Source organism: Mycobacterium bourgelatii, from assembly GCF_010723575.1.
GTDB lineage: Bacteria > Actinomycetota > Actinomycetes > Mycobacteriales > Mycobacteriaceae > Mycobacterium > Mycobacterium bourgelatii.
In genome coordinates, this window is sequence record NZ_BLKZ01000001.1 from 2,613,354 (window position 1) to 2,629,104 (window position 15,751).

Below are 15,751 nucleotides of genomic sequence, written 5' to 3' on the forward strand. Positions count from 1 at the left end.
TGCGGGGCGGTTTGGCCTGGATGTACGCAGTCGAGTAGCCTCGTGTGGTACCCGTTCGTGCTTAACGCGGGTCACACCAATAACTCAAGTCCCAAGTCCCTACGATGAACCCTGTCCGGAGCAACCCAACAATATGCCGAGTCCCGCCGTCACCTCGCCGCAAGTAGCCGTCAACGACATAGGCACCAGCGAGGATTTTCTTGCCGCAATAGACAAAACGATCAAGTACTTCAACGATGGCGACATCGTCGAAGGCACCATCGTCAAAGTGGACCGGGACGAGGTGCTCCTCGACATCGGCTACAAGACTGAAGGGGTCATCCCCGCCCGCGAACTCTCGATCAAGCACGACGTCGACCCGAATGAGGTCGTTTCCGTGGGCGATCAGGTAGAGGCTCTCGTTCTCACCAAGGAGGACAAAGAGGGTCGCCTGATCCTTTCCAAGAAGCGCGCGCAGTACGAACGCGCCTGGGGCACCATCGAGGCGCTCAAGGAGAAGGACGAGGCCGTCAAGGGCACCGTCATCGAGGTGGTCAAGGGTGGCCTGATCCTCGACATCGGGCTGCGCGGCTTCCTGCCTGCCTCGCTGGTCGAGATGCGCCGCGTGCGCGACCTGCAGCCGTACATCGGCAAGGAAATCGAAGCCAAGATCATCGAGCTGGACAAGAACCGCAACAACGTGGTGCTGAGCCGCCGCGCCTGGCTGGAGCAGACCCAGTCCGAGGTGCGCAGCGAGTTCCTCAACCAGCTGCAGAAGGGCACCATCCGCAAGGGTGTGGTCTCCTCGATCGTCAACTTCGGCGCGTTCGTCGACCTGGGCGGTGTGGACGGTCTGGTGCACGTGTCCGAGCTGTCCTGGAAGCACATCGACCACCCGTCGGAGGTCGTCCAGGTGGGCGACGAGGTCACCGTCGAGGTCCTCGACGTCGACATGGACCGCGAGCGGGTTTCGCTGTCGCTGAAGGCAACGCAGGAAGACCCGTGGCGCCACTTCGCCCGCACGCACGCGATCGGTCAGATCGTGCCGGGCAAGGTCACCAAGCTGGTTCCGTTCGGCGCGTTCGTCCGCGTCGAGGAGGGCATCGAGGGCCTGGTGCACATCTCGGAGCTCGCCGAGCGCCACGTCGAGGTGCCCGACCAGGTCGTCGCCGTGGGCGACGACGCGATGGTCAAGGTCATCGACATCGACCTGGAGCGCCGTCGAATCTCGTTGTCGCTCAAGCAGGCCAACGAGGACTACACCGAAGAGTTCGACCCGGCGAAGTACGGCATGGCCGACAGCTACGACGAGCAAGGCAACTACATCTTCCCCGAGGGCTTCGACGCCGAAACCAACGAATGGCTCGAAGGCTTCGACGCTCAGCGTCAGGAATGGGAAGCCCGCTATGCCGAGGCGGAGCGCCGGCACAAGATGCACACCGCGCAGATGGAGAAGTTCGCCGCTGCGGAAGCCGCCGCGCACGGTGGTGGCGACCAGGGGTCGTCCAGCAGCGGGTCCTCCGACAAGGCGGCGGGTGGCTCGCTGGCCAGCGACGCCCAGCTCGCGGCCCTGCGCGAAAAGCTCGCCGGCAGCGCATAATCCCGCTCTCGGATGCTGCGTATCGGGCTGACCGGCGGCATTGGCGCCGGTAAGTCAGCGCTGTCCAAGACCTTTGCCGAGTGCGGTGGCATCATCGTCGACGGTGATGTCATCGCCCGGGAGGTGGTCGAGCCAGGAACCGAGGGCTTGGCGGCGTTGGTTGCCGAATTCGGTGACGACATCCTGCAACCCGATGGCTCCCTGGACCGGCCGGCGTTGGCGGCCAAGGCGTTTCGGGACGACGAGGCGCGCGCAAAGCTGAACGGGATCGTTCATCCGCTGGTCGGCAAGCGGCGCGCGGAGATCATTGCCGCGGTCTCGCAGGATGCCGTCGTCATCGAAGACATTCCACTGTTGGTGGAATCCGGTATGGCGCCGTTGTTTCCGTTGGTTGTCATCGTGTACGCCCCCGTCGAACTGCGGTTGCGCCGGCTCGTCGACCAACGCGGCATGCCCGAAGAGGACGCCCGCGCCAGGATCGCCGCCCAAGCGAGCGACGACCAACGCCGTGCCGTCGCCGACATCTGGCTGGACAACTCGGGCGAGTTGGGGGAGTTGGTCGAGCGGGCGCGCGACGTGTGGCACAACCGGATATTGCCGTTCGCGCACAACCTCAGCGAGCGTCAGCCCGCCCGCGCACCGGCGCATGTGGTGCCCGCCGATCCGACCTGGCCGGACCAGGCGCGGCGCATCGTCAACCGGTTGAAGACGGCCTGTGGCCACCGGGCAGTGCGCATCGACCACGTCGGGTCGACCGCGGTACCGGACTACGACGCCAAGGACGTCATCGACATCCAGATCACGGTCCAATCGCTCGACGTCGCAGACGAACTCGTCGATCCCCTGTTGGCGGCCGGCTACCCACGCCTGGAGCACATCACCCAAGACGCCGCGAAGGCCGACGCCCGCAGCACCGTGGCCCGTTACGACCACAGCGACGATCCCGCGTTGTGGCACAAGCGAGTCCACGCATCCGCCGACCCGGGACGTCCGACGAACGTGCACATCCGGGTGGACGGTCAGCCGAATCAGCAGTTCGCCCTACTGTTCGTCGACTGGCTCAAGGCCAACGCCGGGGTGCGTGACGACTACCTGAAGGTCAAGCGCAGCGCTGCGGCCAGCGGCGGTGGCGACACCGTGCGGTATGCCACCGCGAAAGAACCGTGGTTCCTCGACGCCTACCGGCGCGCGTGGGAGTGGGCGGACACGACGGGCTGGAAGCCTTAGTCCGACGACGCACTGCCCGACCGCTCCCGACACCTCTTGAAACGCATCAGTTGATGGTATTGTGCCATTGGCGAATGGCACGGTTCTGGTGCCAGCAGCAAAGGGGACGCAATGACGGTCCTGAACCTGAAAGAGACGCTGCAGACCATCCGGCGGCGTCAGTGGATGCTGAAAGATATCGACTGGGACGCTCCCGGCGCGGAACTTGTCACCGACGAGCAGAAACCCAAGTTACGGGCGTTCATGGCCGACCTGATGTGGGTGGAGCACATCGGGGCCAGAGCGTTCGCCGGGATGGCGATCAACGCCCCCGACCCAACGCTGCGCGAGATCTACTCATACTTCCACGCCGAGGAGCAGAAGCACGCCAACGCCGAACTCGCGCTGATGAAGCGCTGGGATCTGCTGGGCGACTCCGAGGTGCCGCTGCCGACGCTGCAGATCGCCTACGCCTTGGACATGATGGACAAGATGGCGGATCGAATGCCGTTCGAAACGTTGGCAACATCCATCCCGATGCTCGAATGTGCGCTCGACGGAGCGCTATTGAAGTTCCTGACCGACGAGGTGCGGGATCCGTTGCTCAAAGTTGTGCTCAACAAGATCAACGCCGACGAATCTCGGCACCTAGCAGTGGGTTTCCACGTGATGGGGGAGTTGTCCGGAGCGCCGGTGCGGCGGTTGTTGGTGACCAGCTTCAAGATGGCCAACGGCTGGGGCGTCATCGGTCTGAAGCATCTGATCGCGACCCTGCCGCTATACGGCGCGATGCGCGAAGAACTGTTCGAGATGGGGCTGGACGGATCGCGGCTGAGTCAGGCGATGGAGCGTTATCGCAAAGCGGGCGAACGAGATCCGCGGCTGCACAAGAATCCACTGTTCCGGATCACCAGCGCCTATTCGCGGCTGACGATGGAGCGCCATCCCGTTTGGTCGCGCGTAGAAGACCTGATGCTCGCCATCTCCGAGCGGTTCCCGCGGGATCGCTGGCCGACCCCGCCGAGTTGGTCTGACGAGCTGACGTACCGGGTCGCCCAGTGACGCGGCGGGCAGGCCAGAGCGCGACGTTCACCACACTCATCATCGGTGCCGGACTCTCGGGACTGGGGGCCGCGATCAAGCTGATCCAACGCGGCATCACCGACATCGTCGTGCTCGAGCGCGCGGACGAGGTCGGCGGGACCTGGCGTGATAACACCTATCCCGGTGTGGCATGCGACGTCCCGTCGTTGCTGTATTCCTACTCGTTCGAACAGAACCCCAATTGGAGCCGGACATTTTCGAGCGGCGCGGAAATCCAGCAGTACATCCAGGACGTGGTGGCCAAGCGGGGTGTGCGCAAGTACATCAGGTTCAACCAGAATGTCCGTGCCATAACGTGGGATGAGGACCAGCAGCTGTGGCTGGTCCAGACGCAGACGACCAAGTACCGGGCTCGTACCGTCATCGCATCGTACGGGCCGCTGGCGACGCCGGCCCTGCCCCGCATTGACGGGATCGACACCTTCGGGGGAAAGATCATCCACACCGGGCGGTGGGATCACGATTACGATTTCACTGGCAAGACTGTCGCCGTGATCGGAACGGGATCTACTGCGGTGCAAGTGATCCCAGAATTAGTTCGCTTGGCTGGAAAGGTGCGGGTGTTTCAACGGACTGCCGGCTGGGTGCTGCCACGGTCCAATATGGCAACGCCGGCGGTAGTTTCAGCGGTCTTCAGCCATGTTCCGTTGACACAGAGGGCCTTTCGTTCGTTCATGCTCGGTGTGTCGGAAAGTGCCGCCCTCGCGATTGTATGGAACACGGCATTGACGACGATGCTCGAGCTGGCCGGAAAGGCCTATCTTGTTCAAGCGGTTGACGATCGATGGCTGCGCCGCAGGCTGACACCCAACTTCCGGCCAGGCTGCAAGCGGATGCTGATCTCCAGTGACTACTATCCCGCGCTACAAGCGCCTAACTGTGAACTCATCACGTGGCCCATCGCGCGAATCTGCGAAACCGGAATCCTGACCTGTGAGGGTATCGAGCACACGGCCGACGTCATCGTGTGCGCCACCGGCTACGAGGTGACCAAGACCGCCCCGCCGATCAAGATCGTCGGCCAGGGCGGTCGCACACTGGACGAAGAATGGCGCAAAGGCGCGTTCGCCTACAAGAGTGTGAACGTGGCCGGGTATCCGAACTTGTTCTTCACCTTCGGCCCCAACTCCGGGCCGGACACACGTCCGCGCTGGTCTACATGGAGGCCGAAATCGACTATGCGGTGAAAATGATTCGCTTGATGAAGCGGCTTGGACTGACGTCGATTGCCGTGCGACCCGACGCGCAGCACGCGTATCGGAAATGGGTCCAGAAACGGCTGGCCAAGACGACGTGGAACTCCGGCGGATGCGACAGCTGGTATTTGACCGAGGACGGATTCAACGCGACGATGTTTCCCGGCTTCGCCGCCACCTTCCAAAAGCTACTCGGAGACATCGATCTTCACGACTACGTCGCCACCCGCTCGAGTGACGAAGTAACCGCGGTTGGCTGAGTATCGGCTCGACGAGTTGGCGCGGCGATCCGGGGTTTCGTCGCGCAACATCCGCGCGTACCAAGAACGTGGCTTGCTGCCGCCGCCTAAGCGCGTGGGCCGAGTGGCGATCTATGACCACAACCACCTCTGGCAACTGCAGATCATCATGCAACTGTTGGGCAAGGGCTACACCATCGCGCACATCCAGGATTTCTTTGAAGGATTCGCCAAGAACCTGGACTTGGCCGATACTCTCGGCGTTCAGGAACTGGCCGAAAAGACCGGAATGCGAAAGGCATTCACGGCGCCTTGGAGGGGCGAGACAGACACGCGAGGCGCGACAGGCACGCAAGGGGCGCACGGGACGCATCGCGCCCCAGCGCCCGGATCTGCGCAGCCACTGCCGCTAGACCCGTTGGGCGAACTAGCTCGCAATCTGGTCAGCTCCGGACTCGCGCAACGTGACGGTGACGAGGTAAAGCTCGTCGATGGGGACATTGCGGCAGTGGTCGCGGACGCCAAGGACCCGTCGTTTTATCTGCGGATGCTGCTCGAGATCACCGAAGCGACCGGTGATGCCGTGCAAAAGCTCGCCGAGACGACGATCGAGGTGCTTCGCAAACACCTCGTCGATCACTATGGCGAAGGCTGGATTCCGCCCACGGACCAGCAGCGGGACCTCGCCGATGTGATCACCGACGCTCGCGAGCTTGCCGGCCTCGCGCTCCATAAGGCCTTGAATGCGGCGTTGGCGGAGAACGCTATCCGGGCGATCGGCGAATACTTCGAAGGGATGATGACAACTCCCGCGCTGCGATCGGATGAGTAGGGACGGACGGGCCCAGGGGTCACGGTAACGTCGGTTCATGCCGTTCGTCACCGACATCCTCGGACCGCGGCAGCCCGTGGTCCAATCGGCTCCGCCGCTGGTCGCCGGTCGGCGGCGGCGCACCAGCACGATAGACACCCATCATGGCGACGGGCGGGGCTCGGTGGTCGACCTGCGGGCGCGCGACGTGGACGGCGCCGACGTGCTGGCTCAGGTCCGCGTCCGCGCACATCTGGTTGATTTCGTCATCGAGGACATCACGTGTGCGGCAGACGGTGGCCTTCTGCAGGGCCAGCTGCAAAAACTGCGGGGTTGTCGTGTCGGCGCGGGCTTCCGCTCGACGGTCGGCAAGCTGCTGCCCGAGGAAGTGCGACGGTCCAGCCTGCTCAATCTGCTGCTCGACGACTGGGTCGGCGCTTCGCTGGTGTCGGGCTACTCCAATCAGTACACGGCGATCGTGCTGGGCGCCGAGCAGAAGCTGCCGCCCGGTGTCGCGGACCGGATGTCCGGCATCTGCGCAGGTTTCGCGCCGGAGGCGTCATTGATCGACTACGCGCGTCGCCACGATGTCATTCCAACCGGTCGCGGGCCGGTGGCGCCGCCGCTTGACGGTCTCCATGAGGTCGAGCCGCTCCGGGCGCGGGGGATGCGCAGGTTCCGTCGCCTCGATGCGTGGCCGGTGGACGCAGAAGTGGTCGAGTCGGTGAACTTCGAAGCGCACTTCCGCGACTCTCACATGGACGACGATCTCGTCGAGACGATCGTGCACGAGTACACCATCGCCGGCACGGTCGACCCGTCGACGCGGACGATCACGTCGGTGAATGCCGAGGTGCGGGTGCTGCCGTGGCAGGAATGCCCCGGCGCCATCGGAAGCGCGGCGCGGGTAACCGGCATGAGCCTCAACGAAATTCGCGATCGCGTCCGCGGGGAATTCGTCGGCACCAGCACCTGCACGCATCTCAACGACACCGTGCGGGCACTGGCCGACTTGGGTGCCCTACTGGACCTGCGGTGACAAGTAACCGCTGAGCAGCGTGACGATCTCGTCTTCCACCTGTTGGAAGTCCGGGCCTTCCGCCGCGGCCGCCTCTGATGTGACGAGTCGGTGTACGAGTGAGTCCACGGTCGCGACCACGACCTGTGCGTTGAGCCGGCTGCTGGCCCGCACTTCGGGATGCCGCTCGAGCACGCGGCCGACCGCCTCGACCGTGAACTGCTCCATACCGCGAAGCCGAGCAAGAAATGCCGGCGCCCGCGGCGCTTCTTCGAACAGCACGCGGTGCAGTCGGGGATCATCGCGGTGGTTGTCGATCGCCGCGCGGACGAACAGCCGCAGGGTGTCCTCCAGCCGTTCGGGCAGGCCGTCGGACAAGCGCTCGGTGAGCAAACGAACCCCGGCGTCCACATGCGCGTCCATCAGCGCACGCAGTACCGCGTCCTTGTTGGGGAAGTACTGGTACAGCGACCCGATCGACACGCCGGCTCGTTCTGCAATCCGGTTGGTGGTTCCCGCCGCATACCCGTGCTCGGAGAAAACGCGAGCCGCCGCATCCAGGATGCGTTGTCTGGTCTCCGCGGCCCGCTCCTGTTTGGGCTGCTTACGCTGCCGAAATCGATCCGTTGGCGCGATCGTGGGTCTCCCGGGCAAAAGCGAGTAGTCATTCGGCGTCGACCCTAGCAAAATTAGGGTCACCTAACCACGAGAGGAGGCGGGAGTGCGCACCGTTCACGTAGAGACCGTCCTGCCCACCAGCGCCGATCGCGTGTGGTCGGCGATGCTGTCGCCGGCCACCTTTCTCTACGTCTGCAAGGGCTTGTTCAGCTTCCCGTTGCTAGCCGGCCGCACCGAACCGCTGCGGGCCGGAGAGCGCGACACCGGGTGGCTGTTCGCGTTTCACGTCGTCCCCGCCTATCGACACACCATCGAGGTCGTCGAGGTGGACGAGAGCACCCGGACGGTCCGCACCCGCGAACACGGTGGCGTAATCAAAGCCTGGAATCACACCCTGCACGTGGAACCTGTCAGCGAGGACTCCTGCCGTTACAGCGATACCGTCGAGATTGACGCGGGAGTGTTCACCGCGCTGGTCGTCGGCGTCGCGAACGGAATTTACCGGTACCGGCACCGCCGCTGGCGCAAACTGGTGCGCCAAGACATGGCGCCGTCGGCGCCGCAGAACTAGGCCGGCTGACACCTCGGGCACCAGAACGAAGTTCGTCCACCGACCTTCCCGTGGGCAAGGCGTGCACCACAGCGCGGACAGCTGGGGTCCGGTTCATCGCGGGCACCGGTGAGCCAGCGTGCCAGCCCGGGCACCCGTCCATGTTTCACCGCGGTACGCAGTACCCCGGTCATTCCTGCATGCAGGCGTTTCACCTCGTCGTCGTCAAGGTCGGGAACGGGGCGATGGGGGTTGATCTTGGCCCGCCAGCAGATTTCGTCGGTGAGCAGGTTGCCAAGCCCGGCGATCACCGACTGGTCCATCAACGTCGGCTTCACCGCGCCGCGCCGACCGGCCAGCACCTCACGAAATTGCCGCAAACCCAGGCCCAATGCGTCCGGGCCTTGCGGGCCGGTCACCTCGCCGACGTCATCCTCGGACGCGGCCAGCCACACGCCGCGCAGCTTGCGCAGGTCCGCATAGCGCAGCTCACCGCGGTCGAGCGACACGACCAGGCGTTCGTAGGGCAGGTGCTCGGCGACCTCGGCCGCGTAATAGGGATGGCCTGTCATCCCGCTGTGTACCAATAGCGTCGGGCCGTCAGTTGGCAGGATCAGCCACTTGCCGTGTCGCCGCGGTTCTTTGAAGCGATGGCCGGCCAAGCTGCGGCCGAGTGCTGACGGAGTCGCATTGCGCAGAATGCCGAGATCGTTGACCTGAACGCGCTGAATGCGACGGCCGGGCAAGGCGCCCGCCAGATCTCGTCGGAAGCCCTCTACATCAGGCAGTTCAGGCATGAGATTGCGCCAATCATCCGCGAGTCACGCTCCACGGTAGCTCAGCCCAAACATCGGTCCCGCTGCGCAGCGCATCACCGATTGGCGTTTGCGTTCCGGACGACGGGGTTATTCAACATGCGTACGAAAGGAAGGCAAATGTCCGTTATGGAATGGGTTTTGATTGCCGCCTCCGTCGTGACTGTGGTCGCCATAGTAGTTATTGCAGCGACCGTTATCGGTAGTCGCAGGAAAACCGAGCGGCTCAAGCAGCATTACGGGGCAGAGTATGAACGCCTGGTGGCGGAGACCGGAGACCGCAAGACAGCGGAGGCTGAACTCACTGCGCGGGAACACAAGCGCCACGAATTGGACATCGTCGCGCTGACGCCAGAGGCGCGCTCCGAATTCATCAGTCGCTGGCATGAGGTGCAAACCAAGTTCGTGGATAACCCGGCCGCTGCCGTCGGCGTCGCCGACCGTCTGGTGACCGAGGTAATGCGCCAAAGGGGTTATCCCGTCGATGATTTCGACCGTCGAGCAGCCGATATCTCGGTGGATCACCCGCAGGTCGTCGACAATTATCGTGCCGCACACGGCATTCACGTTGCCCAGCAGCGACACGGTGATGTCAGCACCGAGCAACGGCGGGAGGCGTTCGTGCACTACCGGGCGCTGTTCGAAAAGTTGCTCGATACGAACACCGACAAAGACGCAGCATAGGAGGCGCGCGCATGACTACGCACGAACATCAAACGTTGACGAATTCGCACCAGGACGAGGTGAGCCAGGTGAGCGAGTCGCCGACGCGGCCAATGCCGCCGGAAGTCGACCAAGGGCAACACCAACCACCCTCAGATGAGGCGGCCGAGGTGCTCGTGGAGACGCCTGAACCACAACGCGAAACATCTACCGCACAAACGCTGTTCGCCGAAGATGACCTCGCGGAGCTGCGCGGTCGGTGGGCCGCGGTGCAGGCAGCCTTCGTCGATGATCCACGTGACTGTGTACAGAAGGCCGATGCACTGGTCTCGGACCTGGTCGGGCAAGTCACGAACAACTTCGCCCAGGCGCGTTCGCGTCTGGAAGGCCAGTGGGCGCGCGGCGAAGAAGCTTCGACCGAGGACCTTCGGTTGGCGCTGATGCACTATCGCGAATTCTTCCAGCGGTTGCTGGCAGTGTAGGAAGCCGGTTATCCCGGGCCGCATCGGGTTGCGGCCCGGGATTGCCGTCTTTGCGCCGGTCCGATCACCGGTCCGATCAGATCCCTCGCCAGGTCAGGTTCATGCCGTATTCGGAAAGCCATCGGGACAAGTCGTAAGCGTTTCGCGCCAGACCGTCGACGGCATTGACCGCCCGTTGCACGGCCTGTTCGGCGGTTTCGGGGGTCAGCAGCCCTTGGCGCACGGCGTCGAATAACTCGTCCACATCGACCAATTCGGCCTTCTTCCCGGTGCGGACCGCGATGTCGAGGTAGTGGTCTTCGGAATGCCACACTGCCGGGCCGGGGCGGTATTCGCCGACATCCAGGTAGTAGTCCTGGTCGCGTTCGTGACCGGGGTTGAAGTGAAACACCGTGGCGCGCAACCCCAGCGAGGGCAGCAACCACGACTCGAGGTAACGGAACTGCTCCCGGCCGGGCGTCGGGCGCGCCATGTACAGACCCCAAGGGTGGACGACGTACTCGTCGACGGCCCGCACCATGCCCTTGGGATCGGTGTTGGTGCGGGCGACTAAGTCAAATGTCTCGTGCTTAGGCGGATGAATAAAGACATTTTACCGGCGCAACCGAATCTTCCACCGCACGAAGACGGAGAAAAACATCGACAACGCGGCCAGCATGCCCATATCCAACAGCCAGATTCTCGGTGTGTGCTGCCAGAACCGGTCTTGCGGAATCAGCGACCCGGGCACCAGATTCCGCACGTCGACCGTCGCTGCCGCCGCGGCGTAACCCCAGCGGGCCGGCACCACCGTGGACAGTTGTTCCAGCACGATGCGGTGGGTCACCGGGACCATTCCGCCGCACAGCACAAGCTGCGCCATGATCGACACGACGAACAGCGGCATGATCTGCTCGGTGGACCGGACCAGGGCCGAAATCGCCAGGCCGAGAACGGCCGAGGTGACGCACGTCGCCGCGACGGTGAGGAACAGTTCGGCGGTGGCTGCGACGTTGCCGTGGCCCAACACCAGACCACCGCGGGTCGGCGCGCTCTTGCCGACGATCACGATGGCCGTGGCTATCGCGGCCTGCAGTACGGCGAAGGCGCAGAACACCGCGATCTTGGCTGCCAGATACGCCGACGTCGACAGTCCCACCGCCTGCTCGCGCTGAAAGACTGCCCGCTCACCAACCAGGTCGCGGATGGTCAACGCCGTGCCCATGAACGCCGCCGACAACAGCAGCAGGTTGAGGATCTGCGCGGATTCGTCGGGAGTCCCCGCATCCTCGCCGACGGCATGAAACCCGTTGTGGCCGGGGACCGTCAGCGACAGTGCGCCCAGAATGAACGGCAGCACGGCCAGGAAGATGAAGTAAGCGCGGTCGGCGACCACCAGCCGCACCTGCCGTCGCGCGACGGTCGAGATCTGGCGCCGCAGACTGGTGTGCACCGGCTTGCCCAACTCGGCGGGCGTATCCGGCTGCGGCGGCGCCTTTTTGGGCTGGTTCTGGGCCAGGAAGCGCCGGTTGGCTTCTTCGGGGTCGGCACCCACCTGGCTGAATATCTTGGCCCAGTTGGTCGTCCCCATGGCGTCGCCGATCCGGTCCGGCGGACCGCAGTAGGCGGTCTTGCCGCCCGGGGCCACCAGCAGCAGCTGGTCGCATGTGTCCAGGTACGACAGCATGTGGGTCACGACGATCACCACCCGGCCGGCGTCGGCCAGTTGGCGCAGCATCGTCATCACCTGGTGGTCCAGCGCCGGGTCCAGACCCGAAGTCGGCTCATCGAGGATCAACAGCGAAGGCCCGGTCAGCAACTCGAGCGCCACCGAGGCGCGCTTGCGCTGGCCACCCGACAGCTTGTCCACCCGGGTGTCGGCGTGCTCGGTCAGGTCGAGTTCCTTGAGCACCTGGGCGACGATCCTGGCGCGGTCGGACTTGCTGGTGTCGGGTGGGAGCCGCAGTTCAGCGGCGTACCCGAGCGCCTGGTTGACCGTCAGTTGGCGGTGCACGACGTCGTCCTGCGGGACGATGCCGATCCTGCTGCGCAGCGACGCGTACTCAGCGTGGATGTCGTGTCCCTCGAAGCTGACCGATCCCGACGACGGGCGGGCATACCCCGCTATCAGCCTGGCCAGCGTGCTCTTGCCCGCGCCCGAACCGCCGATCACGGCCGTCAATGTTCCGGGCCGGGCCGTCAGCGAGATGCCGTCCAGGAGCTGCTTGCCGTCGACGGTGTAATCGACGTTGTCTACCTCCAAACCGCCGGTGCGGGCAGCGGTTTCGTCTTGTGGAGTCAGGGTGCCGTCGTCGAAGACCAGGTCGACGTTGCCGATGGTGACCATGTCGCCGTCGGACAGGATCGCCGACCCCACCCGGGTGCCGTTGACAAAAGTTCCGTTGATGCTGCGGTCGCGGATCTCGGTGCCGAGCGGCGTCGGCTGCAGGATGGCGTGCTGGCGCGAGGCCAATACATCCGAGACGACGATGTCATTGTCGTTGGCGCGACCGATGGTGAGGGCGCCGGTCGGCTTTGCGGTAGCGGAGTCTCGCTGGGTGAGGACGTTGACCATCCGGGTCGCCAGGCTGGACATGTCGGCCGACTTGGCGTCGATCACGGTCAGTTCGGCCCGATTCGGTTCTACGTTGACCGTCGTGACTTCCTCGGGCGGTGGCGCCGGTACTCGCCGACGTTCCGGACGCCGGGGCACCCGGGGAGGTGGCACGGCATGGACACGCCCGCGGGGTGCGGCCGGGCGCAGCGACTGCGCCGGCGTTGACGTCCGCGTGACCGACCAGGCCAGGGTGGGGGGTCCACCGTCGTGGATCGACCTGGGCTGTGCCAGCGGCGGTCGAGCCGTCGGACCTCGTTGTTGTCCGACCTCGAACGTCAGCCGTGGCCCCGCCGGATTGCCGACGTTGATGCTCTGGCCGTCATGGATATCGACGACGGGCATGCGGTAACCGTTGACGTAGGTCCCGTTCAAGGAACCGTTGTCGATTGCCAGCCAACGGCCCTGATCAAAGCGCAGCACCAGGTGCGCGCGCGAGATTCGCGGGTCGGGGATGCGCAGATCAGCATGCAGATCTCTGCCGACGATCACCTCATACCCAGGGGCGAAAGAAACCTGGGAACCCTCGTGCCGAATGGTCAACGCAGGAGCGGGCGGGGCGGGTCGACTCACCAGAACAGTATTGATCCAGACTCTGAGTGTGTTCTGTGTGTTCAAGCTATGAGTCAGCTATGTCTTGGATTGGCTTCTCATAGCTGTTGCACAGCTGGTATCGGCACTCGCCAAACCCGATCTTCGGCAGGATCAAGACTGCGGAGGCATGTCTGCGCGGGCCGAGCAGGCAAATTCGGGCGCGCGCCCAGCACCTGCAGTGCAGAGGGGAGGGATGACAGATGAATGACCATAACGGCGCCGCCCGACGTGTCCGTCCCGGACAACGGCGGCTGCCGAACCCCTTGGCGAGCTCTGCGTGGCGTCAACGTTTGCCCTCGATGTCGTCAACCACCCTCGCGCACGTGTTCCGTCGTGCCCCCGAGGGCAATCCGCCCCCCGAACCGCAGCGCGGAGCGCGCGAAGAACGAAGGGAAACCGCCACCGCACGCCTGGACCTGTCACGCGGGGCCGCGTTTGCCGGCTACACGATCTTGCGCCAGTTGGGCGCCGGCGGGATGGCCGAGGTCTATCTCGCCCTACACCCCCGATTGCCGCGCCGCGACGTGATCAAGGTGCTCGCCGAGGCGATCACGGCCGACAGCGACTTCCGTAAGAGGTTCAATCGGGAAGCCGACCTGGCCGCGACGCTGTGGCACCCGCACATCGTCGGAGTGCACGACCGCGGGGAATTCAACGGCCAACTGTGGATCGCGATGGACTACGTGGAGGGCACCGACGCGTCCAGGTTGGTCAAGGAGAGCTATCCGGACGGGATGCCGGTGCGGGACGTGTGCGCCATCCTCACCGCCGTGGCGGGAGCCCTCGACTACGCCCACGATCGCGGACTGCTACACCGCGACGTGAAACCCGCGAATATCCTGCTCACCCATCCCGAGCATGGTGAGCGTCGAATCTTGTTGGCGGACTTCGGAGTTGCGCGCCACCTGGGCGACATCAGCGGCATCACCCAGACCAATGTCGCCGTCGGCACGGTTGCCTATGCCGCACCCGAACAGCTGACGGGTTTGAACATCGACGGGCGAGCAGACCAATACGCTTTGGCCGCCACGGCTTTTCACCTCTTGACCGGTGCGCCGCCCTTTCAACATCCCAACTCGGTCGCAGTGATCGGCCGGCACCTGCACGACGCGCCGCCCCGGCTCAGCGATCATCGTCCGGAACTGGCCCCCCTCGATGACGTGTTCTGCCGCGCCCTGGCCAAGGATCCCGACGCCAGATTCGAAAGGTGCCGGGCGTTTGCCGCCGCTTTCCGCGAGCAGCTGGGCGGTGTTTGCGACGTCGGCGCCGAGAGCGGTGCGCCGACCGGCACCGCACGGCGCGGTGTGCTTTCGAACCTCGCCGACAAGTTTTCGACCAGGACCCGGGTTGCGGCCGCACTGGTGTGCGCGGTGCTGGTGGCGGTGGCCGCGACCTGGTCGATGGTGTATTCATTCGAACCCGACAACTCGCAGGCCAAACCGGCGCTGGCGGCCAACCCGGCTGCCCCACAAGCCGCCCCAGCGCCGATCGTTGCTGCCGGCATACGAGTCCTCAACGGCACCTATCGACTCGACTACGACCGCTCGAAAAGGACTTCCAACGGCCTCGGAATCCGGCACAACGGTGCCAGCACCGACTGGTGGGCATTCCACTCGGTGTGTACCACCAACGGGTGTGCGGCCACCGGGATCCAGTTGGACAACAGCAACCACCTCGTCCCCAGCACAGCGAACGGTGGCCAGACCGATGCCTTGCGCTTCGTTGCTGGATATTGGCAGGGCACGCCCCAGCGGAAGCGGGTGGATTGTCGCCAACCGAACGCCCCGAGACAGGCCACCCAGCAGGAGACAATGTCCTGGTCGCTGGCACCCCAGTCCGACGGCACGCTACGCGGCGTGGAGACGGAAACCGTGCTTAGCAACGAATGCGGCGCCCAGGGCGCGGTGCTGCGGGTTCCTGTAATTGCCAGCCGGGTGGGGGACGTTCCGCCGGGTTTGACGTGGGCGGACCCGGCGCAAGTTCTCAGCGGCGCGGCCACGCCGACCGCCAGGCCGTCACCACCCGTTCTTGGTGGTGCGTGCACGGACGTAGACAAACTCAGCTACGACCAGACCAGTAACGAGCAGGTGGTGTGCGAAGGCGGCACCTGGAGCAAGGCGCCGATCACGACCGGGGTGCACGCAGCCGGCAGTTCCTGCGACCGCCCGGACATCGCGGTATTCGCGATGTCGGCCTCAAACGACGGCTATCTGATCGAGTGCGATCCTGTGACGCGAACCTGGGCGCGCCACCACTGACTTAAGGGCGAATGTGCGCGGTCGT

The 15,751-nt window shown here is 64.6% G+C and carries 13 protein-coding genes and 1 pseudogene; 10 read left to right on the forward strand and 4 right to left on the reverse strand.

Annotated elements, in window-relative coordinates; all coding sequences use genetic code 11:
• Positions 1–133 precede the first annotated feature (133 nt).
• From rpsA to G6N68_RS11640, 6 genes and pseudogenes are all read left to right on the forward strand, one after another.
• Positions 134–1,579: a 30S ribosomal protein S1 gene (gene rpsA, locus G6N68_RS11615; protein WP_163711872.1), complete on the forward strand. Its 1,446-nt coding sequence runs from the start codon at positions 134–136 to the stop codon at positions 1,577–1,579.
• 12 nt (positions 1,580–1,591) lie between these two features.
• On the forward strand, positions 1,592–2,806 hold the full coding sequence (coaE, locus tag G6N68_RS11620; RefSeq protein ID WP_163711875.1) for a dephospho-CoA kinase: 1,215 nt from the start codon (positions 1,592–1,594) through the stop codon (positions 2,804–2,806).
• A 111-nt stretch (positions 2,807–2,917) separates the two neighbouring features.
• Positions 2,918–3,847, forward strand: coding sequence for a ferritin-like domain-containing protein (locus G6N68_RS11625; protein WP_163711877.1), 930 nt, complete (start codon positions 2,918–2,920; stop codon positions 3,845–3,847).
• Positions 3,844–5,345: pseudogene (locus G6N68_RS11630) on the forward strand (flavin-containing monooxygenase). The gene G6N68_RS11625 and the pseudogene G6N68_RS11630 overlap by 4 nt, the downstream one beginning before the upstream one ends.
• Entirely contained in the window at positions 5,338–6,156 is an 819-nt protein-coding gene (locus tag G6N68_RS11635; protein ID WP_163711880.1) for a MerR family transcriptional regulator, read from the forward strand. Before G6N68_RS11630 ends, G6N68_RS11635 begins: the two are co-directional and overlap by 8 nt.
• A gap of 37 nt (positions 6,157–6,193) precedes the next feature.
• The gene (locus G6N68_RS11640; protein WP_163711882.1) at positions 6,194–7,174 is read left to right on the forward strand and encodes a DUF2889 domain-containing protein; all 981 of its coding nucleotides are present in this window, start codon (positions 6,194–6,196) and stop codon (positions 7,172–7,174) included.
• Here G6N68_RS11640 and G6N68_RS11645 read toward each other — a convergent pair.
• Positions 7,157–7,807 carry a TetR/AcrR family transcriptional regulator gene (locus tag G6N68_RS11645; protein ID WP_163718500.1) on the reverse strand — a complete coding sequence of 217 codons (651 nt, stop codon included), beginning with the start codon at positions 7,805–7,807 and terminating at the stop codon, positions 7,157–7,159. The two genes, G6N68_RS11640 and G6N68_RS11645, sit on opposite strands and share 18 nt — an antisense overlap.
• A 67-nt stretch (positions 7,808–7,874) precedes the next feature.
• On the opposite strand from G6N68_RS11645, the gene G6N68_RS11650 reads away from it, so the two are divergent.
• Positions 7,875–8,342: an Rv1443c family protein gene (locus G6N68_RS11650; RefSeq protein ID WP_163711886.1), complete on the forward strand. Its 468-nt coding sequence runs from the start codon at positions 7,875–7,877 to the stop codon at positions 8,340–8,342.
• On the opposite strand, the gene G6N68_RS11655 is transcribed toward G6N68_RS11650, so the two are convergent.
• The gene (locus tag G6N68_RS11655) at positions 8,339–9,118 is read right to left on the reverse strand and encodes an Fpg/Nei family DNA glycosylase (protein WP_163711889.1); all 780 of its coding nucleotides are present in this window, start codon (positions 9,116–9,118) and stop codon (positions 8,339–8,341) included. The genes G6N68_RS11650 and G6N68_RS11655 overlap by 4 nt on opposite strands.
• Before the next feature lie 138 nt (positions 9,119–9,256).
• On the opposite strand from G6N68_RS11655, the gene G6N68_RS11660 reads away from it, so the two are divergent.
• Positions 9,257–9,820, forward strand: a complete 564-nt coding sequence (locus G6N68_RS11660) for a hypothetical protein (RefSeq protein ID WP_163711892.1) — start codon at positions 9,257–9,259, stop codon at positions 9,818–9,820.
• Between the two features lie 11 nt (positions 9,821–9,831).
• The gene (locus G6N68_RS11665; protein WP_205351312.1) at positions 9,832–10,281 is read left to right on the forward strand and encodes a hypothetical protein; all 450 of its coding nucleotides are present in this window, start codon (positions 9,832–9,834) and stop codon (positions 10,279–10,281) included.
• A gap of 76 nt (positions 10,282–10,357) precedes the next feature.
• Here the strand turns inward: G6N68_RS11665 and G6N68_RS11670 are convergent, their stop codons facing one another.
• The gene (locus G6N68_RS11670) at positions 10,358–10,798 is read right to left on the reverse strand and encodes a ribonuclease FAU-1 family protein (protein ID WP_163718504.1); all 441 of its coding nucleotides are present in this window, start codon (positions 10,796–10,798) and stop codon (positions 10,358–10,360) included.
• Between the two features lie 75 nt (positions 10,799–10,873).
• On the reverse strand, positions 10,874–13,450 hold the full coding sequence (locus tag G6N68_RS11675) for an FHA domain-containing protein (protein ID WP_163718506.1): 2,577 nt from the start codon (positions 13,448–13,450) through the stop codon (positions 10,874–10,876).
• A gap of 218 nt (positions 13,451–13,668) precedes the next feature.
• Here G6N68_RS11675 and G6N68_RS11680 point away from each other — a divergent pair, with 218 nt between their 5' ends.
• Positions 13,669–15,726: a serine/threonine-protein kinase gene (locus tag G6N68_RS11680; protein ID WP_163711894.1), complete on the forward strand. Its 2,058-nt coding sequence runs from the start codon at positions 13,669–13,671 to the stop codon at positions 15,724–15,726.
• Positions 15,727–15,751 lie beyond the last annotated feature (25 nt).

What these genes read in the sequence shown, in the direction of transcription:
- rpsA (WP_163711872.1), top strand. Translation starts at nt 134, where the DNA reads ATGCCGAGTCCCGCCGTCACCTCGCCGCAAGTAGCCGTCAACGACATA.
- coaE (WP_163711875.1), top strand. Translation starts at nt 1,592, where the DNA reads ATGCTGCGTATCGGGCTGACCGGCGGCATTGGCGCCGGTAAGTCAGCG.
- G6N68_RS11625 (WP_163711877.1), top strand. Translation starts at nt 2,918, where the DNA reads ATGACGGTCCTGAACCTGAAAGAGACGCTGCAGACCATCCGGCGGCGT.
- G6N68_RS11640 (WP_163711882.1), top strand. Translation starts at nt 6,194, where the DNA reads ATGCCGTTCGTCACCGACATCCTCGGACCGCGGCAGCCCGTGGTCCAA.
- G6N68_RS11655 (WP_163711889.1), bottom strand. Translation starts at nt 9,118, where the DNA reads ATGCCTGAACTGCCTGATGTAGAGGGCTTCCGACGAGATCTGGCGGGC.
- G6N68_RS11660 (WP_163711892.1), top strand. Translation starts at nt 9,257, where the DNA reads ATGTCCGTTATGGAATGGGTTTTGATTGCCGCCTCCGTCGTGACTGTG.
- G6N68_RS11665 (WP_205351312.1), top strand. Translation starts at nt 9,832, where the DNA reads ATGACTACGCACGAACATCAAACGTTGACGAATTCGCACCAGGACGAG.
- G6N68_RS11680 (WP_163711894.1), top strand. Translation starts at nt 13,669, where the DNA reads ATGAATGACCATAACGGCGCCGCCCGACGTGTCCGTCCCGGACAACGG.